The organism is Pseudoalteromonas sp. BZK2, from assembly GCF_014349195.1.
In the GTDB taxonomy this organism is placed as follows: Bacteria; Pseudomonadota; Gammaproteobacteria; order Enterobacterales; family Alteromonadaceae; genus Pseudoalteromonas; species Pseudoalteromonas simplex.
This window is the reverse complement of record NZ_JACSOG010000002.1, coordinates 160,314-185,721: the sequence shown is the minus strand read 5'-3', so window position 1 is coordinate 185,721 and position 25,408 is coordinate 160,314. Positions and strand designations below refer to the sequence as shown.

The window sequence follows — 25,408 nt, the reverse complement described above, 5'->3', positions numbered from 1 at the left end:
GACATAGCGGCTTTTGTCGCTAAAATCGCGCTGGTCAATTTAAGCGATATAGTCTAGCTATTAGACTATATCTTATTGAATTTTGGTCTATCCTTAACTGAACAATTTAACCTTTGGTTCAAAACGCCTTTGAAAACCGCAACGTTTACTGAAAAACGAAAATTTATCGTGAAGCTTGGCAAAATGCTTCATAAATACGGTACACCTGCATACCGACTAGAAGCGCACTTAATGGAAGTTGCGACTTATCTCGGTTTGAAATCATCTTTTGTTATGTCGCCAACATCAGTGACATTTGTTATTTGGACAGATGGGCACGAAGAAGAGTACACCCATGTTGCGCGTGTTGATCCGGGCGATCATGACTTAGGCTCGCTGGCAGATACCGATGACTTAGTAAACAAAATGCTTAATGGCGAGCTGACGCTACAAGAAGTCGATAAACAGCTCGATATCATTTACACCATGCCAAACCCATATAATAAATTTATGACTGGCGTTGCGTTTGCGACTTCGGGTGGTGCATTTGCCATGCTGATGGGCACTAGCTGGAATGATGTATTTTGGTCAGCAATTATTACCTTAGTGGTGTATTTATTTGTGCTCTGGTCAACACGCTCTAAGCGTGTTGCGCATATGCTTGAACCATTAGTTGCCATTGTTTCTGCGATGATTGCCTGCGCTGTAAGCGTATATCTTGATGCCCAAATAAACATACGACTGGTGGTACTTTCAGCCATCATTGTATTTATACCCGGCTTAGCATTAGCCCTAGGTTTAGCAGAGTTAGCGGCAAGGCATTTAGTATCTGGTACAGCTCGGGTGATGGACTCATTCATGCTGCTGTTTAAACTGTATTTTGGTGCTTTTATTGGTATCGGTATTGGTTTTGCTATTTTTGGACAAAGTGATTTTGTGCAACCCGAGCCTTTACCCAAATGGACAGCCTGGCTTGCTATCTTCATGTTATGTAGCAGCCTAATCGTTATTTTTAGAACAAAATTAAAGCATGCAGTTTGGTCAATCGCTTCTGGCTTTATCGCGTATGGTACAAGTATTGGTTCGGCCATGTATCTAGATTACACTTTAGGTACTTTTGTTGGTGCTTTATCTGTTGGGGTATTCAGTAACTTGTTTAACCGTGTTGCTAATGCACCCGCCTCTATTGTAGCCATGCAAGGTTTAATTGTTTTAGTACCTGGAAGTAAAACCTATATCGGTTTGAACTCGTTAATTGAAGGTCAAGATTTCGTTTATGCGGAGCATATAGGCCAACAAACCTTCTTGATATTTATGTCATTAGTGGCGGGGCTTATCTTCGCTAACGTTGCGCTGCCACCGAAGAAAAGTCTATAACTTACTAAGCCCGAGCTTCTCGGGCTTTTTTATATCCTCGTTTTAACAAGCCGACTTTGCTTATCTGTAACAAACTGATATAACTCATAAGTGCATGTGGTAAAAATAAAAAGGATTTATTCTGTGATGAGATTGGCTTGGCTGTTATGTAGCTTTTTCGCATTTAGTGTGTTTGCAGAGTCCCAGTGTGTTAACTGTCATCAAAGCCAAGTTGCAGACTGGCAAACCTCCCATCATTTTCATGCTATGGACAAAGCCACTCCCGCTTCAGTGCTTGGCAATTTCAACGAACAAACCCTCGACTATCAAGGCCAGCAAGCGCGCTTTTTTCAAAAAGACCAACAACTTTTTATAAGCATGCCAAACCTTGATGGCAAGTTGACTGACTACTCTGTTTTATACACATTTGGCTATGAGCCATTGCAGCAATACATGTTTGATATGGGCAAAGGCCACATACAACTGTTTCCATTTGCGTGGGACTCACGCAGTAAAACAGACGGCGGTCAGCGCTGGTTTGTACTGCATCCTGAGCAGAAACAACACGACCTTTTTCATTGGTCGCAAAAAGGCCAAAACTGGAATCATATGTGTGCCGATTGCCACTCAACTGATTTCAAAAAGCAATTTGACCTTAAAACGAATAGCTTTGATTCAACTTATTCAAGCATTAACGTGAGCTGTAAAGCGTGTCATGGCGACACACAAGCGCATTTAAAATGGGCTGATGGCGATAGCAGTATTGCTGATAAGGGCTTTGCGCATAATATTAAAAAGCAAACCCCACTGTTTACTCAAGAAGTCGATGGCAGTATGCAAAGCGTGCAGCCTCTGGTAAAAAGCGAGCAAGTGCAAGTGTGTGCAACATGCCATGCTCGCCGCTCACAGCTTGATGACCGCAAAGACCCACATAGCTTTTTACAACACTTTCAAGGCTCATTACTCACTCCAGAGCTTTATCACGTTGATGGTCAAGTGTGGGACGAAGACTATGTTTGGGGTTCATTTTTACAAAGTAAAATGTTCAATGCCGGGGTAACATGTAGTAACTGCCATAACCCTCATTCGGGTAAATTAAAGCTACCGGGTAATCAAACCTGTACGCAATGTCATAGCCAAGAGGTGTTCGACACGCCAAAACATCACGGTCATAAAGTGGCAAGTACTGGTAGCCAATGTGTTGATTGTCATATGCCTGCCACCACCTATATGCAAGTGGATGCAAGGCGCGACCACAGCTTTCGGGTACCACGTCCAGACTTAACATTAAAAACCAATGCCCCAAATGCCTGTAATAGCTGCCATGAAGACAAGACGCCACAATGGGCGGTTGCTAAAATAAAAGGCTGGCATCCACATTCAAAGCACCTTGGCACTGCGCATTTTTCTGAGGCGTTTTATGCCGCGGATAACCGTTTGCCTAATGCATCAACCATGCTGACCAAAATCGTGCAAGATAAAGGCTTTCCTGAGATCATCCGTGCATCAGCATTAAGCCGCTTAGCCGCAAGCCCAGATAACAATGCTGTCGTCGCGATTGCTCGCTCAGTAAAAGACAGCGAACCATTAAAACGCCAAGCAGCCATTGAGGCGGCGATGCCGTTTGATATCAACCAGCGCTGGCGCCTGTTGAACCCGCTTTTAGATGATGAAAATTTGCCTATCAGAGCCGAAGCTGCACGAGCACTTGCAGGTATGTTAATTCAACCCTTCCCTACGGGGCTCAATGAGCAAGACAGCAAACGTTTAAATGCAGCCCTTGATGAATACAAATGCATTCAAGAGTACCAAGCAGAGCGTGGCTATTCACACACCAATTTAGGCAATTTGGCGCTCACATTACAAAAGCCTGAGCAAGCCAAAGCACATTACCTGCAAGCAATCAGTGTTGAGCCTATTTTTGCTCCCGCTTATGTCAATTTAGCAGATTTATACCGTAATCAAGGCGATGAAAAAGCAGCGCAAGCCATCTTAAAACAAGGCTTAGACGTTAACCTAGAAAGCGCCGACATACATTATGCCCTGGCAATGAGCCTTATTCGCGCAAAACAAAAAAACACCGCTCTTAACCATTTACAAAAAGCAGCGCAGTTTGCACAAGAAAATGCAAACTATCAGTTTACCTACGCCCTGCTATTACAAGATTTAGGCAACATGCCCGCAGCCATATCGGCCCTTGAGCGCGCATTTAATTTAACACCGAATAACCCAGATATCAGCTACAGTTTGGCACAGTGGTATGTGGCAGAAGAGAACTACAGCCAAGCGCTGTTTTATGCCAGAAACCTAGCCAGCTTGGTACCGGGTAACCAGCAAGTTGAGCAGTTTGTGAAACAGCTCGAAATGATGAATAGCATTAATCATTAAAAAAGGGCCTAATCGGCCCTTTTCAACTTATGGTTAATAATTAATGCCCATAGTTTAGTGATTTTGCTTTTTCGATTGCTTCATTAACGTTAAGTGACGCTGCTTCTTGACGTGGAGGGAATTCAACAAAGGTTTGAACATGTTCATTCAACTTAGCAATAATCGGCTGCATCAACCAACTCTTACGCATGATTTGATGAAAACCAGTCACCCCATCATAGTGTTCTAATGGATCTTTACGTAAATTAAATAATTTAGGCATACTGTGAGTTACCATATCTTCGTAATATAAGCCATTTGGTTTGGTCGCGAAGTGCATTTTCCATGGACCAAAACGTACCGCCGTAAGTTGTGACTCATAGTAATAAAAGAAATAGTTACGTGCAGATTTATCAGCTTTACCAGTCCAATAAGCTAGGTTGTTTTCACCATCAATATACACTTTGTCTGACTTTTTAAGCTTTTCACGTAAGTTCTTTTCACCTAATGCAGCAGCAACTGTAGGGAAAACATCTTCATGTGATGAAATGCCATTGAGCTTTAAGCCTTTTGGTATTTCATCAGGCCAGCGTACCAAGAAAGGCACGCGCACGCCCCCTTCCCAGGTTGTCATTTTTTCACCACGGAACTCAGTGGTTCCTGCATCAGGCCAGCTTGATTGCTCAGGACCATTATCGCTGGTGTAAATAACAATGGTGTTATCGGCAATTTTTAGCTCATCAAGTTTATCTAGTAGCTTGCCAACATGACCATCATGCTCCATCAAGCCACTACCAAAAATATCTTCTTCAGAACTAATGCCTGTCGCTAAATTTCGGCTTTCAGGTTTTAGGTGTGTGTAAACATGCATACGACTTGTGGCATGCCAAATAAAGAATGGTTTTTTCGCTTTAACTGCGCGTTCCATAAAGTTGAGTGAGCGCTCTAACACTTCTTCGTCAAACGTTTCCATTCGTTTGCGAGTAAGTGGGCCAGTATCAGTGATTTTGCCATTGGCGTAAGATTCAATCACACCACGCGGGCCAAACTTTTTAACAAACTTAGGATCTTTAGGGTAATCAGCCTGCTCAGGTTCTTCAGACACATTTAAGTGGTACAAATTTCCGTAAAATTCATCAAAGCCATGCTTTGTTGGTAAGTGCTCATCTAAATCACCTAAGTGATTTTTACCATATTGAGCCGTCATATAACCGCGAGCTTTTAAAAATTCGGCTAAGGTAGGATCGGCTTCTTTTATACCAAGAGGATTACCAGGTTGACCTACCGTGGTTAAGCCTGTCCGCACAGGCAACTGCCCCATTAAAAATGCAGCACGACCCGCTGTACAACTAGGCTGTGCATAATGATCAGTAAACAATGCACCTTCGTTAGCAATGCGATCAATATTAGGGGTTGGGTAGGTCATACCGTGTGAGTATGCACTGAGTGAGATTGGCGCAACGTCATCAACCATTATGGCCAATACGTTTGGCTTATCAGCTGCAAGGCTTACCGTTGAAACCAAACCGCAAATAGCTGCCGCTATTAGTTTTTTCATAAATCATCCTTTATTAGTTAAAGCAATACCTTTCACTCACAATGAGCTTTCATCAGTATAGATGAAAAAACGGTCGATTCTAGCACTTACCTTTATATACATTGGCCTCTATCAATAAAACCACCTATTTTCTATAAACCGCTTTTGAAATTAATAATTAATACCTAACAACAAATACTTAGTGAACTTTTTAGCTATACTAAAAAACTAATACCCCATAAATTTTAACTACTGGATCCCCATATTTTCGCCCTCAATTAGGATTGAACAAGAACAAAAAATAGACTATAACTAACTAATGAAACAGCCTTTTTATCTCTGTGTAAGGACAACACATGACTTCATATCACCTCATCACACTAATTAGTATTGGGGTTTCATTTTCCAGTTATGCGGATAATCAAAAAGAAGTACAAGACATGTCAGATCCTCTGGCTGTTTATACTCAAATAGGCTTTGGTACCACTAACAAAGGGCTAAACTTAAAAGTAGGCCAAGCATACGACACAGGTATCGCAACAACTGCCGGAATGAATGTTATTGAAGTAAAAGGCATATATGGCGATGCACTAGGCTGGGAAAGCGACAGCAAAACAACAGATTCTATCGACTCGTTTCGCTTTCGAAACTTCTCTGTTGATTTGAGCTCTATGAGTGCAACGCAAATTGATGCTAACTATAACCTTAATGCCAATCTTGTTGCTGACGAAAGTATGGATGTTTCGTACAGCTTTATTAAAGCTTTAAAACCTATGGGACGTTTCACGTTCTATCCGTTAGCTGGTGTGGGTGCATCGCTTGGTGAAAATACCCTAGAAGATGACGGCAGTCGTGACAGTGGTTATTCCATTATGGGTGCTTATGGTTTAGTGGGTATGTACGCTAAAGTGACAATTAACGATAAAATATGGCTTAACTACAATCCATTTTGGCTAACCACTATCGGCGGTAGTGATAACTACAAAGACCATTACTATGGGTTAAACCAAAGCCATATTTTAACTCATGAATTCGCCGCAAGTTACCAAATAAACCCGCGAATGAATCTACGCTATTTTGCAAATTGGAATGAAAACGTTGACTTTGTGGATGGCGACCACCGTCTCGAGTTTAATTATCAACTATAAATTAAGATTTGAAGAAAAATAAACTACAGGGTAAGGGATTAAGTGAAAAAAGTAGTACTAATAAATATGTTGGCGGTAAGTTTACTAAGCACTGAAAGCTTTGCATCAAGTTACGATGAATATGCAATAAAACCTGCCGAGCAACAATTAAGCAATCAACAACAAAAAGTTGATGAACCTATTTCATTTTTGCCCATCCCGACGTTTATTACAGAACCTGCTGTAGGGCCTGGCCTTGGTGTTGTAGGCCTTTTTTTTCATGACAACGAGAAAAAGGCTAAAAAGAAGAAAAAAGAGGGCTCTACCCTGCCACAAAGTATCAGTTTAGTTGGCCTTATGGGCACTAAAAATGGCACCAAAGGCGGCGCTGTTGGTCACATTACGTTTTGGGATGAAGACCGTATTCGCTATCAAGGGATTGTTGGCTGGGCGAGTATCAATCTTGATTTTTATACCTTCGATGAAATAAAGCTTCTCACGCCATTATCGTTAAATATTGAAGGTCCTGCTGTGTTCCAAAATCTTAAGTTACGCTATGACGATAGTAACTTCTTTTACGGTTTTAAACAGATTTATCGCCAAGTTGATATTAGCTTAGCCGATAACCCTATCGAAGATTTTTTACTTGAAAACGACATTATCAAGGAGCACCTTTCACTTGATGTAAATACGTCAGGTATCGGTCCGCTACTGGAATACGATAGCCGAGATAACCCGCTTAACCCTGAACGTGGCTTTAATTACAAGGCCGAATATTTATATTTTGATGAGGCTATTGGCAGTAAGGTTGATTACACCAGTCTAAAGCTAACCGCCTTAAACTATTGGCGTTACACCGATAAGTTTAATTTTGCTTTACGTATGCAGTATGACTCGGTTAATAATCGAGGTGAGAAACGCTTACCAGTTTACATTCCGCCAAGTATTAGCTTGCGTGGGGTGTCAGCAACGCGTTATCAAGGCCTAGATGTATTTGTTACTGAAGCTGAAGCAAGCTATAAAGTCACACATAAAATAAAACTCAATGTGTTTACTGGTATGGGCTGGGCAGCCGATAGCTTTTCTGACTTATCAAAGGCTGAAACCATTGATACTGTGGGTGCAGGGTTTCGCTATTTGATTGATGAACATTACGGTATCAGCATTGGTTTAGATGTAGCCCATGGTCCTGAACAAAATGCTATATACATTCAAGCAGGTTCTACCTGGTAGCAAAACCAGTGCTTTTTCACTAGTTTTTAAGAAAATCCAAACCAAAAGATTGAATTCGTTGATTTCACTGCTATTATCAAAAGCTCAATAAACATTCAGGGATTGAACGGATGCATAAAAAAGTATCAACAAACCATTATCCATTCAAAAACTTTAAACCTCACGGCCTTGTTGAGTTTTATCAACGTGAAAATACACTTTTAACAACCGCAACAGGTCCTTTCAATGAAGAGATTATTGACGCGCACTCTTTTATGCAAAAGGATTACATCAATAAGCTCAACGCTGATTACGGCCAGTGGTTTGAATTAGTTGAATTTAAAAATTCGTGTATGGCAACCCCTGATGCACTTGAAAAGTTAATGGTGTATTTTGTTGAACTCAAGCGTAAGGGCATTGCACCAGCCAAAACAGCCTTAGTCATAAAAGATGGGCTTGAAGGCGGTAGCTTGCTGAGTGATACCTACTGCAATTTGTATAAACGAGCAGGCTTGATAATGAATGTATTTAAGTCAAAAACAGCGGCCCTTAACTGGTTAGCAGAAGAGCCCGTTGCTGAATTAGCCTGTTAACACACAATTTATTTTAAAAAGTGTTGCTCTTCTTCGCGTAAGGTCAACACTTCAACTCCCTCAGCCGTTACTGCTAAAGTGTGCTCCCATTGCGCAGAAAGCTTTTTATCTCTTGTAACCACAGTCCAGCCATCAGGCTTGGTTTTTACTTTAGCAGCCCCTTGATTGATCATTGGCTCAATTGTAAAGGTCATCCCCTCTTTTAATACCAGCCCGGTATTTTTCTTGCCATAATGTAATACCTGTGGCTCTTCGTGCATTTGCTGGCCGATACCATGACCACAGTATTCTTTAACCACACTATAACCATGTTGATGAGCAAAGTTTGCAATCGCATTACCAATATCCCCCAGCCTCACGCCTGGTTTTACCATTTTAATCGCGTGCCACAGGGCTTGCTGGGTGGTGTCTACCAAACGCTTTGCTAAAGGCGATACATCTCCAATTAAGTACATTTTGCTCGAGTCAGCTAAATAGCCATTTTTCTCAAGAGTGATATCAATATTCACAATATCGCCTGCTTTTAAAATACCCTTCTCGCTTGGAAAACCATGACATACCACCTCGTTCACAGAGGCATTTAGTACATAAGGGTAGCCGTACTGCCCTTTACTTGATGGCCTTGCTTGTAACTGCTCAACAATGTAGCGCTCAACGAGATCGTTTATTTCCATTGTAGTCACTCCCTCTTTTACAAAAGGGTCGAGATAAGCAAATACATCAGCAAGTAATCGACCAGACTCTCGCATCAAAGCAATTTCGTCTGCATTTTTAATTACAACTTTACTCATCACTCACATCCTTAGCCTTCACATCAGCTTGACGAAGTTGCTCTTTGATAATATCGCTGTAAGTCATGGTGGGGTTAAGCTCTGCAAGCATCCCTATTTTAATCCAATACTCAGATTGTGAGTTGATTGAGCGCACCATCGCTGTGCTTGCTTTACGGATTTCTTCGTGTAGCTCATCGCTTATTTTAACAATACCCATCATGTGACCTATATATGAAACGTATATAGATCGTATTCATATAATATAAAAAAGCAAGAAGAACTTGTTTAATTACAACTCAGCAATCATTTTAACAAGCGCTTGCGTTGTCCATTCAAGTTCATTGAATTGAATATCAGGTTGATAATAAAAGCCTTTTTCTCGGGGTCTGTTCACATAGACCTTTATCGGCAGAATGACTTTAGCAAAACCTGAAGGTAGGGTTTCGAGCCTCACTTCCATATAGGTAGAATCGGTACTACTTGGTGCGCCAACTAACTGTGTGTTTGCAAATAATTTAAAACTATCAAGTGCGTCTAAACAGGCGCTGGCACATTGCCCTGGCACAATCACATAAACCGGTGTAGTAAACTTGCTGGCGTCTTTTGGCAATGCTGGCTGCTCTGCTGCAGGTATCTCAACATAAAAATGTTCACCTTTTTCATAAGCCGCCTGCATACTTTCGTGAGTCGTCTTTAACCATTGATACCAAGGGCTAGCTTTATCATAGCTTGCGACTACATCGCCAAAATAGTCAGTATTGCCTTTAGAAGCACGCCACCACACTTGGGTATTTTTGTGTAACTCATAGCGGCCATATTTAAACTGTTCACTACCCCAAAGTGCTGAGGCTATTTGCTCACTCCACATCGATGAGCCACCTTGATTATGGCGAAGATCAAGCACCACAGCTTTAGCTTGCATTAACTTATCATGTTGCTGTTCAATGGCGCTCAGCATCGTTTGGTAATCTGCTTGCTGCTGCTCATTGGGTGCATACGTTGGCATACTGATCCACGCAATATCCTTTAAAGGCCAATTAAGCGCAATTGGTAACTTGTCGCCGTTGTAAGCATGTTTAAGTTTACCACTGACATCATCAGGCCTAATACGCCAATTTAACTTTAAGCTGTAAACAGAGCCGTCGGCTTTTTCAAATGTGCAGCTTTCAAGTGGCGATAAAAACGGGTTTCCATCATCAATTGTTAGTCGCCAGCCATGATTCCACCAACTACCAGGTTGCGCAACTTCGCCGTAATAGCGAAAAACACGCTCAACGAGCAAAGTATTAATTGCTGTATTATCACAGCTTACGAGCTCATCACCCTTGGCAACTGTATCTAATTCGCTGTAATACACTTTTAACGCATCACCGCGCCATACAGTTGAAAAGCCCGGCCAACTTCTTTGTGGTTTTAATTCACTTGGTAAGGTATCAATCGCTCCCGCATGACCATCTTGTAGTACAGTTCTAAAACGTGCAATAGCCGCAGCAAAACCTTGTGAACTATGCGCTTTTACAGCCAGCTTTAAGCCTTCTTGCTTTGCTTTTTCAAGCTGTTTAGCAAAACCAGGGTTACGTGCATCATGCATCCCTGGGTGATTGATAACCGATAATTGATAAGCCGCTTCAACATCTTTTATAGCAAGTTCAGACCAATTAATTTCAGAGTGAGTGACTGTACGCCCCTCATCGGCGCGACATAGATTAACACCAAAAGGGCCAAAGTTTAGAGCTGTAAAGATGAGTGATAAGTAAAGCGTCAAACGTTTCATAAAAATCCATTTTAAATAATTATTATGTTTAAAAAACACCCTATTTAATCACTAAGGCATTGTTGTGGCAATAAAAAGTACTTCACATGCTAATAGATTAAAAAAATTCATCTATCAGGTTTATTTTAATCGTTTGTCGAATTAGAAGGATTACTCTAAAGTTAACTCATCAGCGCTTTTAAGCTAAACAGCTTCACACCTTTCAGCGTGTTTGCGCTAACCGAATTGTTGTCACAAAAAGTCTAGCTTGTGTGTTCTCTGGGCTTTTTTATATACCGAGTCACTGCATACGTGGTGACTCAACCAAATTGTTGTCAAAAGCTTAGTTTGTGTGTTCTCTGAGCTTTTTTATTCCGAGTCATTGCACACGCGGTGACTCACCAAATTGTTGTCAAAAGCTTAGTTTGTGTGTTCTCTAAGCTTTTTTATTCCGAGTCATTGCACACGTGGTGACTCACCAAATTGTTGTCAAAAGCTTAGTTTGTGTGTTCTCTAAGCTTTTTTATTCCGAGTCATTGCACACGCGGTGACTCAACAAATTGTTGTCGAAAAGCCTGGCTTGTGTGTTCGCCGGGCTTTTTTATGCCCGTTAAAAAATAAAAACGCCACTAGATGTGGCGTTTGGGTAGTTTCGACAACAATAAGAAATTGCTTTTAAAAGAAACCCAGTGGATTCTCACTGTAACTGACTAATAGGTTTTTAGTTTGTTGGTAATGATCAAGGGCAAGTTTATGTGTTTCGCGGCCTATGCCTGACTTTTTATAACCACCAAACGCAGCGTGTGCTGGGTACATGTGATAGCAGTTGGTCCAAACACGGCCCGCTTCAATCTTACGACCAAAGTGATAAGCACGGTTCATGTTTCGACTCCATACACCAGCACCTAAGCCAAACTCAGAACTATTAGCAAGGGCTAACGCTTCGTCTTCATCTTTAAAAGTCGACATTGAAATAACCGGGCCAAAAATCTCTTCTTGGAACACGCGCATGTCGTTAGTGCCTTTTAATAGCGTTGGTTGAATGTAGTAACCGCCATTAAACTCATCAGACAGTTGTTCGACTTCGCCGCCCGCAAGCACTTCGGCCCCTTCTTGTTTACCAATTTCGATGTAGCTTAGGATCTTATCAAACTGAGCTTGTGATGCTTGAGCACCCACCATGGTTTCGGTATCAAGAGGATTACCCCGTTTAATTTGTAGAGTTCGGGCAAGAACACGCTCAATAAATTGCTCGTAAATATCTTCTTGAATAAATAAACGCGATGGGCACGTACACACTTCACCTTGGTTAAAGTACGCAAGTACAGCCCCTTCAATCGCTTTACTCAAAAACTCATCGTCTTTTTCCATGACATCGTTAAAGAAGATATTTGGTGATTTACCACCTAGCTCAACCGTCGAAGGAATAATATTATCAGCAGCACATTTTAAAATATGTGAACCCACTGGCGTTGAGCCTGTAAAGGCAATCTTCGCAATTCGAGTACTGGTTGCCAGCGCTTCGCCCGCTTCTTTACCATAGCCATTTACCACATTTAGAACACCTGCAGGCAACAAGTCACCAATCACTTCAAGCAGCACTAATATAGACGTAGGCGTTTGTTCAGCTGGTTTTAAAACAATACAGTTACCCGCAGCAAGGGCAGGTGCAAGCTTCCACGCCGCCATTAACAATGGAAAGTTCCAAGGAATAATTTGCCCGACTACACCCAGTGGCTCATGAAAATGATAGGCAACGGTGGTTTCGTCTATCTCACCGATTGAACCTTCTTGGGCACGCACACAACCTGCGAAATAGCGAAAGTGATCAGCCGCGAGTGGCACGTCTGCCGCAAGTGTTTCACGGATTGCTTTACCGTTATCCCAGGTTTCGGCCACTGCCAGCATTTCTAGGTTTTGTTCAATGCGATCAGCAATTTTTAATAAGATATTACTACGCTCGGTAACCGACGTTGTTCCCCATGCCGCTTTTGCATCGTGGGCTTTATCAAGTGCCAGCTCGATATCTTCTTTTGATGAACGAGGTACTTTACAAAACACTTTGCCGTTTACTGGACTAATGTTTTCAAAGTATTCTCCTTTTACAGGGGCAACCCACTGGCCACCAATATAATTCTCATACTGCGCTTTAAAGTTAACTTTTGCACCTTCACTGCCTGGATTTGCATAAATCATAATGTGTTCTCTCTTCAAATTGTTGTGTTTTATTTAGCATTGACTAAATTATGCGGTAGGTTATTGTTTAATGAACCGCTAACAATTGAAGTTAGCTCAGTTACTGAAAACACACTTGATTCCTAGTCCAGACTTTTTGACTATTTGTCCAGAATTTAGGGCGACAGCGAGGCAACTATGAACACATCAGTCAGCAATAGAAGTTTAGATAAAAAACGACAACGTATTGATGTGCTTATTGAAAATAAAGTCAGTTTTGCGGGTGAACATGCTGAATTAAGTATTTACGACACTTACTTAGATGCCCAAAAAGTGGCGTTACATTCCACTGAATTATTATTTTGTGGCATGATCAGCGGTAAAAAAATCATGCATGTTGCCGACAGTGATTATCATGAAGAGTTTTTACCAAACCAATCATTTGTACTTGCCCCAGAGCAAGGAGTGTTAATCGATTTTCCCAATGCGTCTCTTAATCAACCTACAACCTGTTTAGCGATTGAAATCAGTACCGACAAAATAAGCCAAGTAGTTGATGCTCTTAATTTTAACCAGCAAATTACCCAGGATGACTTTTTCCAATATCAAGCCAAGTTAGTGCACGCCCAGCATAATCCGCAAACTCAACAACTGCTGGAGCGCATGATCACCCTGTTTAGTGAAAATGAACAACACCGCGATTACTTAATTGATTTATCACTTAATGAACTCATAACCCGCCTGTTACAGCAGCAAAGCCGAGATTTAATGATTGCAAGTTGTAAGCAAGGCAAGCTCGCAACTCCGTTAAGTCATGTAGTTAGTTATATAGAACAGCACCTTGCTGAGAATATTGATATTGATGTGTTATGCAAGATAGCGTGTATGAGCCGCAGTAAATTTTATCAGCAATTTAAACTAGCATTTGGTGTTACACCCGCTCACTGGCAACAGCAATTACGCTTACAAAAAGCGTATAAACTGCTCAAAAAAGGGGAGGCGATTAGCCAAGTTTGTTATCAATTAGGCTTTAATAACCCGAGCCATTTTAGTCGCGTGTTTAAACAAGCCTTTGGTACAACACCTAAGAGTATTGCTAATCATTAAATTCTGGATTTCGATGAGAATAAACGCGATAGATTAAGGCAAGTAAAATACAGATGGCACTTGGTACATAAAGCGCAGCAAAAGTCATTTTTGCAAATAACCACGCCCCTGCTAAGCCACCAAATATAAAGCCTATAATGATTAGGCCGAACAGCTTAGCCTTACGTTTATCAAGCGCCTCGCCACGAAAAACCCGACCAAACATAATACCTAAATCAGTAAAAATACCCGTAACATGGGTAGTACGCACAATTGCACCACTGTAAGTTGTTGCCAAGGCGTTTTGTAAGCCACATGCCGCAGAAGCTAAAAAATGCCCATAGCCCGAGCCATTAAATAATAACCAAAGTGCGCCCAGTAAAAGCCCTGCTTCGATCAGCAATGCCGTGTCGTAATGACGACCTAGTTTGAGTGCTGAACTATGCAGCAAAAAACCAGCAATACCAGACCCAACTAAAAATGACAGTAATACACCTAATAAATGTAAAGCATCAAGGCTATTGCCATGCATGAGATCTGTGCCAAGCAAGGTGGCAGTTCCCGATAAATGCGATACCGCTTGATGCTCAAAGCTAAGTAAACCAACTGCATTCACACACCCAGCCACCAGCGCCAAAATAAATGCGCCAATCTCAACCCATTTTGGTAACTTAGAAATCACTCGCTCTTCGCCTTTTTCTCACCCTCGTACTCATTCTTTTATGGTACGCCTATTTTTATGACTAAAAACACTTTTTTTCGACTCTTTATATGGTAATTTACAATTAAGTAAACCGATTAAGAACCTACAATGACAAAGCCAAAAAGTTGGACGCTGAAAAGTATTGCCCAAGAGTTAGGTGTTTCAAATGCCACTGTATCAAATGCGTTTAACCGCCCTGATCAATTATCGAAAGCACGCCGCGAAGAGATTTTGGCTGCCTGTAAAAAGCTTGGCTATTTTGGCCCTAACAAGGCGGCACAATCATTGCGCCGAGGCACCTTTAATATTGTTGCGTTAGTATTACCAGACAGCGTTGAATATATGATATCTGACCCGGTTGCTAGCAGCTTTATGCGCGGTGTGTCAGCGGTGCTCGAAAAAAATGGTATTAACCTTTTATTATTTTCAGGCAACAGCGATAACCTAAATAGCGTTGTCGACTTTGTAGATGGTTTTATTTGCTACGGCCGCCCACGTAATAAGCAACTTGTTGAGCAATTAAAACAGGTTGCCAAACATGTGGTAACGGTTGATTTTAATATCGGTCGCGATGCCTCAGTAAACGTAAACAACCAACAAGCCAGCTTTGATATTGCAAAACACGCACTTCACAAAAATGATGATCGGGTTGCTATTTTAGGCCTGCGTTTACTCGATAACGACGTATTATGCCGAGTATACGAACATCATGAGTTTGAAGCAGGTCAGTCGATTGCTCATCAACGACTGCGCGGTTATCACCAAGCAATCAGCGATGCTGGCATCACCCTGGGTGATGATAGAACATGGAATATTCCTGAAAGCAGCGAGCGCTTTGCCAGCATTGCCGCCAAAGAAGCACTTAGCAGTACACCAAGGCCAAACGTATTGTTATGTATGAGTGATTTGATCGCCCTTGCCGCCATGCGCGAAGCATTAAAAATGGGCTTATCGGTTCCTGAAGATGTCAGAATTGTTGGCTTTGATGGCATCGATGAAGGCCAACGATTTGTGCCAAAACTCACAACTGTTCATCAAAATAGCGAAGAAAAAGGCCGTATTGCTGCGACCTTGTTTCTATCGAAAGAGCAGCAAACAGCCGAAATCGACTATCAACTGCAATTGGGTCAAAGTAGTTAAGCTAAAAAGTCAGCCAAATCAACAATACTTTGTTCGCCTTCACGGTGATCAACAATGATCACTTCACGGCTAGCAAAGTCAACTTTTAACTCGATTGAGCTGGTATCATCATGCCAGCTTAAACGGCACACACTGCCTTCACCTTTAGCAATAAACTCACCGTGAAAAGCTGGATGCTCATTACGTAATTGAATCAGCTTGATTAAACCTTTCACCACAGGTTTAGCAAGCGCAGCATCAATGTCTTGCGCATTTAAATAAGGGCGATTGATATCACGACCTACATTGGTACGAGCCAATAATTCCATATCGTTCTCACAAGCGAACAGGCCACCATAATAAACTTGTGGAATACCTGGTGCGAAGAACTGAATCGCACGCGCTAATAAGTAATCAAAGTCATCTGCGCCCAAGGCATTGTAATATGTGCAGTTTACTTGATATAAATCGACATTACTTGCTGCTGCACCAGTCGCTAGGCGGCTTTGCCCTTCGCTCTTTTCATGAATGGTTTCAACCAAGTTATCAATTTGCGCAGCGTCTAATAAGCCCGGTTTATCACCCATCGGGCCTGCGTCAATGATGCCAATGCCATCATGAGTATCAAGTACCGTTAAACAGTTACGCGGCGAAATAGTTAGCCAATTCAGTAATGCTTGCGCATCATTGCTAAACAAGCTGTGTAAAATAAGGGGTGGTAAAGCAAAGTCATAAACCATATTTACACGCTTTGCGACTTCAACCTGAGTTTGGAAATGGCTATGGATCTCGGCAATGGTTTCCATACCCGCTTCATTAGCTTGCGCCGAAAGCTTATTTAAATATTCAAAGGTTTCATCCAACATAAAGCAGTTTGTGCCAGCTTCTTTAATCGCATAGCCTGCCGCATCTAAACGAATAATATTGACATTATTATCAGCAAATTTGCCAAGCACCGTATCTAAATACTCGATACCCGCCGTTGATTTCACATTGATATCAATTTGGTTATCGGTAAAAGTGGTCCAAAAATCATAGGTTTGGCCGTCACCACATGTAATTGGTGTAAAACAACTACCTGGACGCGGACGATAAATCGCTTGTTGTTCAGCCTCAGACATGCCATTTGGGAATACATCATCTTTGGTTAGAAATAAATCCCAAAATTCAGATTGCTTGCCTTTAGCGAGTACATCTTTAAATTGGAAAGATTGTGCTGAAACATGGTTAACAATTAAGTCAGCCATTAAGTCATAGTTTGCACCAAGGACTTTTATATCGTCCCAGCTACCAAGGCGCGAGTCTACTTCACTATGATCAATAGGATCAAAGCCAGCATCACTGCCATCAATCGGATTATAAAATGGCAACAAATGTACACCTGCAAACACATTGTTAAGTGGGCCATTTAATAAATTACTTAATTCATCAATACCTTGACCAGTAATACGGTCTGCGTAGGTGATTAATTGCACTTTATTGTTGATCATAATTGTTAATACCAAGTTGAAACTTAATCGATTAAGATATATCTTTAACCACGACAGCAAATTATTCAAGCAGTTTTTATAGTTTTTATACACTAATATACATAGTAAAGGCGCAGACCTTTCGGTGGGGATACAACAATGAATAGAACACACGATCCTTTGCAAACCATTAGATGGCTGACATACATGATGTTTTTTATGTTTGCGATGACCTCTGATGCGGTTGGTATGATCATACCTGAGCTTATCGAAGAATTTAATTTAAGCATGACCCAAGCCAGTGCTTTCCATTATGCACCGATGGCACTTATTGCTTTTAGTGGCCTGTTTTTAGGCTTTTTGGCCGACAGCTTTGGCCGCAAACAAACCATCATGCTAGGACTCGGCATCTTCACCATTTGTTGTTTTCTATTTGCTGTTAGCAGTAGTTTTAGCGTATTTGTAGTGCTGCTTAGCTGTATTGGTCTTGCTATTGGCCTATTTAAAACCGGTGCTTTGGCACTGTTAGGTGATATTTCTACAAACAATTTAGAGCACACAAAAACCATGAATTTGGTCGAAGGTTTCTTTGGTGTTGGCGCCATTGTAGGCCCTGCCCTTGTCAGCTTTTTAATCACCCAACAGGTTAGCTGGACCTACCTTTATGTTATCGCTGGGGTTTTATGTTTGATTTTAACCATAATTGCTTGGCGTGCAGATTACCCTAAACCTAAAAAGCTAGAAGAACACGCAAAACCGGCCTCTCTTGCAACCACCATGAGCATGATGAAAAACCCTTATGCACTGGGCTTTTCATTAGCAATTGCCCTTTATGTTGCAACCGAAGTAGCAATATACGTTTGGATGCCTACTCTACTTGGCGATTACGACGGCCCGTGGCAATTACTGGCAACCTATGCACTGACCTTATTTTTCATTTTACGCGCTGCGGGGCGTTTCTTAGCGGTGTGGCTATTAAATCACTTAAGCTGGCAAGCGGCGATGCTGTATTTAAGCTTAGGAATTGCATTGTGTTATTTAGGCTTAATCTTCGGTGGTGTTGATTGGGCGGTATTCTTACTCCCTTTATCTGGGCTATTCATGTCGATGATCTACCCAACTTTAAACTCAAAAGGTATTTCTTGCTTTGCGGTGCAACAGCACGGTGCGGTAGCTGGGGTTATTTTGTTTTTTACTGCCCTCTCTGCTGCAGCAGGCCCATTATTAATGGGTGTGATCAGTGACTACTTTGGCCACATTCGTTACGGCTTTTATCTCGCAACAGGCTTCGCATGTTTACTGTTTTTAGCCATGCTATATAACTACTTACGTAACCCTGCTGAGCAAGCGTTAGCGCAGCACAGTGCATTAAGCCACTAAATAAAAATCGTTAAAAATCAATTATCGAACATAAATCGTGCAAGTTTTTCACTAAAAAGACTTGCACTGTGTAAAATTATTGTTATCTTAACTTAATCGATTAAGATAACAATTTAGACAACAAACCATCTGGGATTGAGACGAGGCACATTATGACAACACACAAACATGCCCTTTATACATTAAGCGCGCTTGCATTAGCAGTAAGCCAAAACTTACACGCCGAAGAGCAAGCACAACCTGAGGCTAAAAAAAGCGGTCTTGAAACTATCGTTGTAACCGGTGTACCACGCCGTACAACCATCATGGCATCAAGCTCATCGGTTAGCAGTGTGACATTAGCTGAAATTGAAGTATCAACACCACGTTCTACTGCAGAAGCCTTCAGAACAATTCCGGGTGTACGTTCAGAATCGACGGGCGGTGAAGGTAACGCAAATATCGCGGTACGTGGTTTACCGGTTGCATCAGGCGGTGCTAAATTCTTGCAACTACAAGAAGATGGCTTACCTGTTATGCAGTTTGGCGATATTGCCTTTGGTAACGCAGACATCTTCATGCGCTTAGATTCAACAGTACAAAGTGTTGAATCAATCCGTGGTGGCTCAGCATCAACAGTAGCAAGTGATGCCCCAGGTGGTATCATCAACTTTATTTCAAAAACAGGTGAGAACGAATCAGGCAGTGTATCAACCACTGTTGGCCTTGATTATGACTCAATTCGTACGGATTTTGAGTATGGTACTTACCTAAACGACAGTGTGCGCTATCACATTGGTGGCTTTGTTCGCCAAGGTGAAGGCCCGCGTGAAACCGGTTATACATCAAATAAAGGTGGCCAAATTAAGGCAAACCTGACCAAAGAATTTGATGCTGGTTATGTGCGTGTGTACTTTAAACACCTCGATGATAAGAGCGTAGGTTACCTACCTATGCCTATGTACTCAGATGGCGATTCAATCCCAGGTTTCGATGCGCAATCAGATACGCCGCATTCAGCGCTTTTCACACAAACGCTGCGTTTAAATGGTGATAACCAAATCAGCACGGGCGATATGACCGACGGTATGAACCCAGTTGTTACCTCAGTAGGTTTTGAAGCGGCATTTGATTTAGAGAACGACTGGCGCATCGAAAACCGCTTTAGAACATCATCAGTAAGCGGTAACTTTATTTCTCTTATTCCAGCTGAAGTTGCAAGTGCAAGCTCTATTGCTTCTAGTATTGCTGGTGATGGTGCATCGCTGGTTTATGCAAATGGTGGTTCAGCAGGCGAAGCCTATGGCGATGACGATTTAGCAATGCGTATTCACACATTCGATGTAACGCTAAACGACATGGGTTCAATTGTTAATGACCTTAAGTTAACTAAGTCGTTCTCTGATGACACCAGTGTTACGTTTGGTTACTTTGCATCAAGCCAATCGATTGATATGTCGTGGCTTTGGAACTCATATGTTATGGAGCTGAAAGGCGACAACGCTGCATTACTTGACGTTTACGCTGCAAATGGCGACAGCTACTCAGATAATGGCTTGTACGCTTATGGTACACCTTACTGGGGTAACTGCTGTCAACGTAACTACGACACAGAATACGAAACTCGCGCACCTTACATTAACTTAGCCACTAAATTTGGCGATTTAAGCATTGATGCAAGTGCTCGCTATGATTCAGGTGAAGCACGCGGTAACTACGCAGGTGCCGTAACATCAACAATTGATATGAATGGCGACGGTACCATCTCAATTCCTGAGCAAAGTGTTGCTGGTATTGATAATGCAAATCCTAGCATTGTTAACTACGACTGGCACTACAGTTCATACTCAATTGGTGCGAACTACCAAATTGATCCAAGCTTTGCGACTTTTGCCCGTTTAAGTAAAGGCGGCCGCGCAAATGCAGACCGCTTACTATTCGGTAAAGTAGAAGCAGACGGTTCGGTTGCTGAAGCCGATGCAATTGATGAAGTAAATCAATACGAAATCGGTGTGAAAAAACGTTTTGATTCGCTATCAGTATTTGCAACTGCATTCTACGCAGAAACAGAAGAGCAAAACTTCGAAGCAACATCACAAAAGTTCTTTGACCGCGAGTACGAAGCAAAAGGTATTGAGGTTGAATCAACCTACTACGTAGGTGATTGGGATTTCCGTGGTAACTTTACTTGGACAGACGCAGAAATTGCTAAAGATGCGTTATCGCCAGAGTTAGTCGGTAATACACCACGTCGTCAAGCTGACCTTATTTACTCATTAATGGCAACTTACAACTTTGACAAAGGTGCTGCTGGCCTAAGCTTTATTGGTACAACAGATGCTTACGCACAAGACAGTAACGACCTTGAATTCGATGGCTACACACAAGTGAATGGCTTTGTAAGTTACAATCTATCTGAAAACTTAAGTCTATCGCTTAACGTGAACAACCTGTTCGACACCGTAGGTATCACAGAAGCAGAAGAAGGCTCAGTACCAGATAACGACATTATTCGTGCCCGTACTATTAACGGCCGTACAACGTCGCTTACTTTAAAATACTCTTTCTATTAATTACTCTCCTCCCTCGTTTTAGCCCAGTGTTTACTGGGCTTTTTGCGTTTATGTGTTCTTACCAACAGTAACAAAAGGGTGCTGTATTTGACTAAGTTGCTGCTCATTTCGTTTTACATAACTAAATAGTATTAAGCACCCAAGGGCCAAACTGGCTGCTAGCATTGAGCCAAGTGTTGCAAACCTAAAACTATAAAACTGTGCAACAACCCCAGTTGCCCCTGCCCCGCACATAACACCCAGTTTAATGGCGTTCGTGTAAAACGCTGAGGTAAACCCTATTCGTTCGGGGAGCTGATCTTGTAATACGGTTAAGCCAATGCCCGCAAAAATACCGTAAAACAACCCATTCAATACTTGCAACGCGATCAAATGCGAAACTTGAGTGGCAAAAAATACCCCTAAATAAAATACAATGGCACAACAAAATGCCACCGCAAGCATCGCGACTTTACTGTATTTTTTAGCAAGCTTTGCCCCATACAGCATGATAGGAATTTCTAACAGCGCCACTACACCCATAAACAGCCCAGGCGTATGTTCAGCGAATCCTAGTTCAGTAATGCTATAGAGCGGCAGTGCCGATGAATACATAATATTGCCCGTTGAACCAAGCATAATAGCTAAGCCCAACAACCAAAATGATAAACTCGCTGCGGCTGCAGGCTCTCTGCCGTTTTGTGATTTCTTAGCGCTGTAGTCAGGAATAAACTTAAATGCAAAAATAAGAGCAACCAAGGCACACACCGCAGCAAAGTAAAACGAGCGGCTAAACTCGCCTCCAGCGGCTAACAAATAACCAAGTGGCGGACCGCCCACCCACGCAAAGGAAATAGCAGCACGTAAACGGGAATTAAAACTGGTGATGTCGATGTTCTGTTGACGCCCAGCCCATTGTCTTGCCACGGTCATCATTTGCGGAATTGCCGCATTACCCATCGCAAGAAACAACACGCCTGCGAGCAAGACTTGCCAAAATGCAGTAGCATTCGCAAAGGCCACTAACGCACACACCATACCCGATACAGCCACCATAAATAACTTTCGCGCACTGGTGCCCTTATCAGCCATGCTACCTAGCCACTGACTGATAACTAACCCCATAATGGTGACCGCCACCACATAAACACCTAAGTACATAGGGGGTGCTCGCAGCCCTTCTACAATAAATAAGCTCATCAATGGGTTAACGAATGCCCCCATTAACCCGGTTAGCATACTTAGAAGAATAAAAATTACACCATGCTGTTTCAGCAATGCTTTCACTCACAACCCCACATCAATACGACAAGTCAACATTTAAAGGGCGCATATTATACATTGTTGTAGTAGAAAACTCATTTTGTAATACAAATAAAAAAGCCCAGCGGGGAAACTGGGCTTTGTCGTGTGGAACAATGTTAGTCGAAGGACACTGTTACTGGGTTAGAACAAGTCGTTTCAGTTACACAGACTTGATACTCATAGCTTGGCAACTCAGCCTTACGCTGTACATCGCGGTAGAAACCACGATCAGCGACTGTTTCAAGTAGTTCACCGTTACGATAAATGCTTACTTGATCGGCCACTGTTTGCCAACCTAAATCAACACGCATCGTACCTAATCGTGTTTTACTTGCACGTTTAACAGATAGCTCAATTTCGACATCAGATACCACAACCGTTTGTGTAAACGTATCTGTTTGACCTTCGCTATCGGTCGCAGTTAGCGTTACTTCATAGCTACCCGCTTGTGCGTAACTATGCATAGGGTCAGCATCTGTTGAAGAAGCACCGTCACCAAAGTCCCACGCCCAAGCAACAATATCATCGTTACTATCAGTGCTGGTGTTAGTGAAAGTGACATTTAAGCCTGATGTTTCAAATGCAAAGCCAGCTTGTGGTGGCTGCGGGCTTACTTCACCAATAGCGCTAAACGTCAGTGACCAGCTGTTTAAAGTACCCGTATCAGCTGACAGTACGTCTTTTACATTAAGTACCCAATCACCTGTCGCAACTTCACCATTAAAGTTTGCTAGCGAATAGCTTTGTACTAGGTCGTCGGCACCACCACCTGATTGGCTGTGTAGTGTAGCTGTTGTACCTTGCGGCGACGTTAATGTAACGATTAAATCACCAATATAAGTATGAGCAATATCAATACTTGCATCCGTTGAGAAAACCGTCAGTTCATCTGCAACTGTAATGATTGAATCAACACCCGTGTCATTGTTATCTGGAATAGACGCAGGTGTTTCATTTGAGTAAGTAAAGTCATTTAAGCCAACAGGATTAACAAACAATGACGCACTGCTTTGTTTAGCTAGCTCGCCCGATGTTGCATCAACAACAAAACTATAGCTACCCCACGCTGTTGCCTCTTCTGTTGGTACAGTTAAAGTAACTACATCACCCGGTACCGCCTCAGTTTGCGATAGCGTTGCGCCCGCTAAGTCAGCTTGAAGTGCTAGGCTAACAACACCTTCCCACTGGGCGATTGAGCCAATTTCAAAGGTATAAGTTGCCGTTTCACCAGCAGTAATCTGCTGTGAACTTGGCGAAACCGAGATTTTGAAGCTTGGAGTCGGATCAGCTTGTTCTAGTGCCTGATTCACATTTAAACGATTGCCAGACACTGTTTTACCTTGTAGTGCTTCATTCTGGTCACCGCTATTCATTAGCAACTCTTTGAGTTCAAGCGCTGTTAAATCAGGATTAATCGATAGCACTAATGCTGCGGCACCCGCAACATGTGGTGTTGCCATTGAAGTACCCGAATAACTAGCATAACCATTGCCCGGTACCGTTGATAAAATAGCACTACCCGGTGCACCTAAATCAACACTGGTTAAACCCCATTGTGAAAAGCTAGACATGTTATCTCTGCTATCAGTGCTGGCAACAGATAATACGCTGTCGTGCTCGTAGTTTGACGGATAGTGAGGGTTTTGGTCATTATCAACCGCATCGTTACCCGCAGCAGCAACGAATAAGATATCAGCTTGTTCACTCGCTGTGATAGCATCCGCTAGAGCTTGGCTAAAGCCACCACCGCCCCAACTGTTATTTAGAACACGTAAATTTACGCCTTGATTCTTAAGATCAACCATGTAATCAATACATTTAATAGCGTCAGAAGTGGAACCGGTACCATCTGCACTTAAAAATTTACAACCTACAATCGATACTTCGTGGTTAACACCTACAATACCCGTGCTGTTATTACCTGACGCGCCAATTGTACCCGATACGTGAGTACCATGGCCTTGGTCATCCATTGGATCACCAGAGTCAGTGATAGCATTAATACCGTGAACGTCATCAACATAACCATTACCGTCGTTATCGATGCCATCTCTTGGAATTTCGCCTGGGTTGATCCATGCATTATCAGCTAAGTCTTCATGGCTGTAATCAACACCCGTGTCAATCACACCAACAACAACATCGCGACTACCTGTTGAGATAGACCATGCTTCAAGCGCATCGATGTCAGCATCATCTACACCACCTGTCTGACCTTCATTGTGTAACCCCCACAATGATGAAAAATCTGGATCATTAGGCGCACTTGCAATTGAGACTCGATAATCTGGTTCTACATATTCTATGGCGGCATGAGTTTGTAGACGCTTGATAGCTTCTTTTGTACTCATTCCTGCAATTTTAAACTTAGCTAAACGGCCAGATAAAATCGCTGAGTAATTATCATCAACACCATCTTTATTCATATCGCTTATTGTGGCTCTGACTAAGCTACGAGCATGAGCACGCATTGCTGCAGAAGTGCCCTTTTTATACATAACGAGTACAGAGTCTTCACTTGCACCGACGAGAGTTGTTTTTGCTGGTGTGCTGATTTGCGCAGCACCTATACAAGGTAATAAGGCGAGGCTTAATACAGATAATTTAGTTTTCATATTTACTATCCATAATTAGTAATACTGACCGAATCAACATGATTCGACCACCAAAGCTCATTACTTCTGAAAATGATTATCACGCGGCATACCCCATAAATGGCGAATTGCAGATAACAGGCAAGGAAAAAAATTAAACAGGCAGCAAATCCATTCTTTTTTACCAATTTAGATTCTAAATTCAGATAAAAATCAGCCTTTTTCGTGACAAATGGAGCGTCAATTACCCGAGGTTATTTATCAAACTTTTTTACTGCCTTGTAATAATTCCTCATATCAAAACCTGATTAGATAATTATAAGATCATGAAAATAAAGAATTAATTAAA

At 42.0% G+C, this 25,408-nt stretch carries 18 protein-coding genes; 9 read left to right on the top strand and 9 right to left on the bottom strand.

Features of this window, described 5'->3' with window-relative positions:
- Positions 1-129 precede the first annotated feature (129 nt).
- Both BIZ38_RS01995 and BIZ38_RS01990 read left to right on the top strand, forming a co-directional pair.
- Positions 130-1,356, top strand: a complete 1,227-nt coding sequence (locus BIZ38_RS01995) for a threonine/serine exporter ThrE family protein (RefSeq protein ID WP_187489424.1) — start codon at positions 130-132, stop codon at positions 1,354-1,356.
- Positions 1,357-1,482: 126 nt separating this feature from the next.
- Positions 1,483-3,723 carry a tetratricopeptide repeat protein gene (locus BIZ38_RS01990; RefSeq protein WP_187489479.1) on the top strand — a complete coding sequence of 747 codons (2,241 nt, stop codon included), beginning with the start codon at positions 1,483-1,485 and terminating at the stop codon, positions 3,721-3,723.
- 40 nt (positions 3,724-3,763) lie between these two features.
- On the opposite strand, the gene BIZ38_RS01985 is transcribed toward BIZ38_RS01990, so the two are convergent.
- Positions 3,764-5,260 carry an arylsulfatase gene (locus tag BIZ38_RS01985; RefSeq protein ID WP_054553996.1) on the bottom strand — a complete coding sequence of 499 codons (1,497 nt, stop codon included), beginning with the start codon at positions 5,258-5,260 and terminating at the stop codon, positions 3,764-3,766.
- Between the two features lie 335 nt (positions 5,261-5,595).
- Here BIZ38_RS01985 and BIZ38_RS01980 point away from each other — a divergent pair, with 335 nt between their 5' ends.
- From BIZ38_RS01980 to BIZ38_RS01970, 3 genes are all read left to right on the top strand, one after another.
- Positions 5,596-6,387 carry a hypothetical protein gene (locus BIZ38_RS01980; RefSeq protein ID WP_138599386.1) on the top strand — a complete coding sequence of 264 codons (792 nt, stop codon included), beginning with the start codon at positions 5,596-5,598 and terminating at the stop codon, positions 6,385-6,387.
- Between the two features lie 42 nt (positions 6,388-6,429).
- Entirely contained in the window at positions 6,430-7,599 is a 1,170-nt protein-coding gene (locus BIZ38_RS01975; protein WP_294410282.1) for a BamA/TamA family outer membrane protein, read from the top strand.
- Positions 7,600-7,709: 110 nt separating this feature from the next.
- Positions 7,710-8,171: a hypothetical protein gene (locus BIZ38_RS01970; protein WP_054553999.1), complete on the top strand. Its 462-nt coding sequence runs from the start codon at positions 7,710-7,712 to the stop codon at positions 8,169-8,171.
- A gap of 8 nt (positions 8,172-8,179) precedes the next feature.
- On the opposite strand, the gene map is transcribed toward BIZ38_RS01970, so the two are convergent.
- The 4 genes from map to BIZ38_RS01950 all read right to left on the bottom strand — a co-directional run bounded on the left by map (position 8,180) and on the right by BIZ38_RS01950 (position 12,893).
- On the bottom strand, positions 8,180-8,962 hold the full coding sequence (map, locus tag BIZ38_RS01965; RefSeq protein ID WP_187489423.1) for a type I methionyl aminopeptidase: 783 nt from the start codon (positions 8,960-8,962) through the stop codon (positions 8,180-8,182).
- On the bottom strand, positions 8,955-9,161 hold the full coding sequence (locus tag BIZ38_RS01960) for a ParD-like family protein (protein WP_119853080.1): 207 nt from the start codon (positions 9,159-9,161) through the stop codon (positions 8,955-8,957). The genes map and BIZ38_RS01960 overlap by 8 nt, the downstream gene beginning before the upstream one ends.
- 72 nt (positions 9,162-9,233) lie before the next feature.
- Positions 9,234-10,718: a S41 family peptidase gene (locus BIZ38_RS01955; RefSeq protein WP_187489422.1), complete on the bottom strand. Its 1,485-nt coding sequence runs from the start codon at positions 10,716-10,718 to the stop codon at positions 9,234-9,236.
- A gap of 654 nt (positions 10,719-11,372) precedes the next feature.
- Positions 11,373-12,893, bottom strand: coding sequence for an aldehyde dehydrogenase family protein (locus BIZ38_RS01950; RefSeq protein WP_054554003.1), 1,521 nt, complete (start codon positions 12,891-12,893; stop codon positions 11,373-11,375).
- Positions 12,894-13,070: 177 nt separating this feature from the next.
- Between BIZ38_RS01950 and BIZ38_RS01945 the strand changes: the two genes are divergently transcribed.
- Entirely contained in the window at positions 13,071-13,979 is a 909-nt protein-coding gene (locus BIZ38_RS01945) for an AraC family transcriptional regulator (protein WP_187489421.1), read from the top strand.
- Here the strand turns inward: BIZ38_RS01945 and BIZ38_RS01940 are convergent.
- Positions 13,969-14,640 carry a YoaK family protein gene (locus BIZ38_RS01940; RefSeq protein WP_187489420.1) on the bottom strand — a complete coding sequence of 224 codons (672 nt, stop codon included), beginning with the start codon at positions 14,638-14,640 and terminating at the stop codon, positions 13,969-13,971. The genes BIZ38_RS01945 and BIZ38_RS01940 overlap by 11 nt on opposite strands.
- Positions 14,641-14,769: 129 nt before the next feature.
- Here BIZ38_RS01940 and BIZ38_RS01935 point away from each other — a divergent pair, with 129 nt between their 5' ends.
- The gene (locus BIZ38_RS01935) at positions 14,770-15,801 is read left to right on the top strand and encodes a LacI family DNA-binding transcriptional regulator (RefSeq protein ID WP_138599246.1); all 1,032 of its coding nucleotides are present in this window, start codon (positions 14,770-14,772) and stop codon (positions 15,799-15,801) included.
- On the opposite strand, the gene gtfA is transcribed toward BIZ38_RS01935, so the two are convergent.
- On the bottom strand, positions 15,798-17,270 hold the full coding sequence (gene gtfA, locus BIZ38_RS01930; RefSeq protein WP_187489419.1) for a sucrose phosphorylase: 1,473 nt from the start codon (positions 17,268-17,270) through the stop codon (positions 15,798-15,800). The genes BIZ38_RS01935 and gtfA overlap by 4 nt on opposite strands.
- A 138-nt stretch (positions 17,271-17,408) precedes the next feature.
- Between gtfA and BIZ38_RS01925 the strand changes: the two genes are divergently transcribed.
- Complete coding sequence (locus tag BIZ38_RS01925; protein ID WP_054554008.1) at positions 17,409-18,629, top strand: MFS transporter; 1,221 nt, start codon at positions 17,409-17,411, stop codon at positions 18,627-18,629.
- A 152-nt stretch (positions 18,630-18,781) separates the two neighbouring features.
- On the top strand, positions 18,782-21,181 hold the full coding sequence (locus tag BIZ38_RS01920) for a TonB-dependent siderophore receptor (RefSeq protein ID WP_187489418.1): 2,400 nt from the start codon (positions 18,782-18,784) through the stop codon (positions 21,179-21,181).
- A 48-nt stretch (positions 21,182-21,229) separates the two neighbouring features.
- Here BIZ38_RS01920 and BIZ38_RS01915 read toward each other — a convergent pair whose 3' ends face one another.
- Both BIZ38_RS01915 and BIZ38_RS01910 read right to left on the bottom strand, forming a co-directional pair.
- Positions 21,230-22,447, bottom strand: coding sequence for a sugar efflux transporter (locus tag BIZ38_RS01915; RefSeq protein WP_316247563.1), 1,218 nt, complete (start codon positions 22,445-22,447; stop codon positions 21,230-21,232).
- Positions 22,448-22,581: 134 nt separating this feature from the next.
- Positions 22,582-25,080, bottom strand: coding sequence for a S8 family serine peptidase (locus BIZ38_RS01910; RefSeq protein ID WP_187489417.1), 2,499 nt, complete (start codon positions 25,078-25,080; stop codon positions 22,582-22,584).
- Between the last annotated feature and the right edge of the window lie 328 nt (positions 25,081-25,408).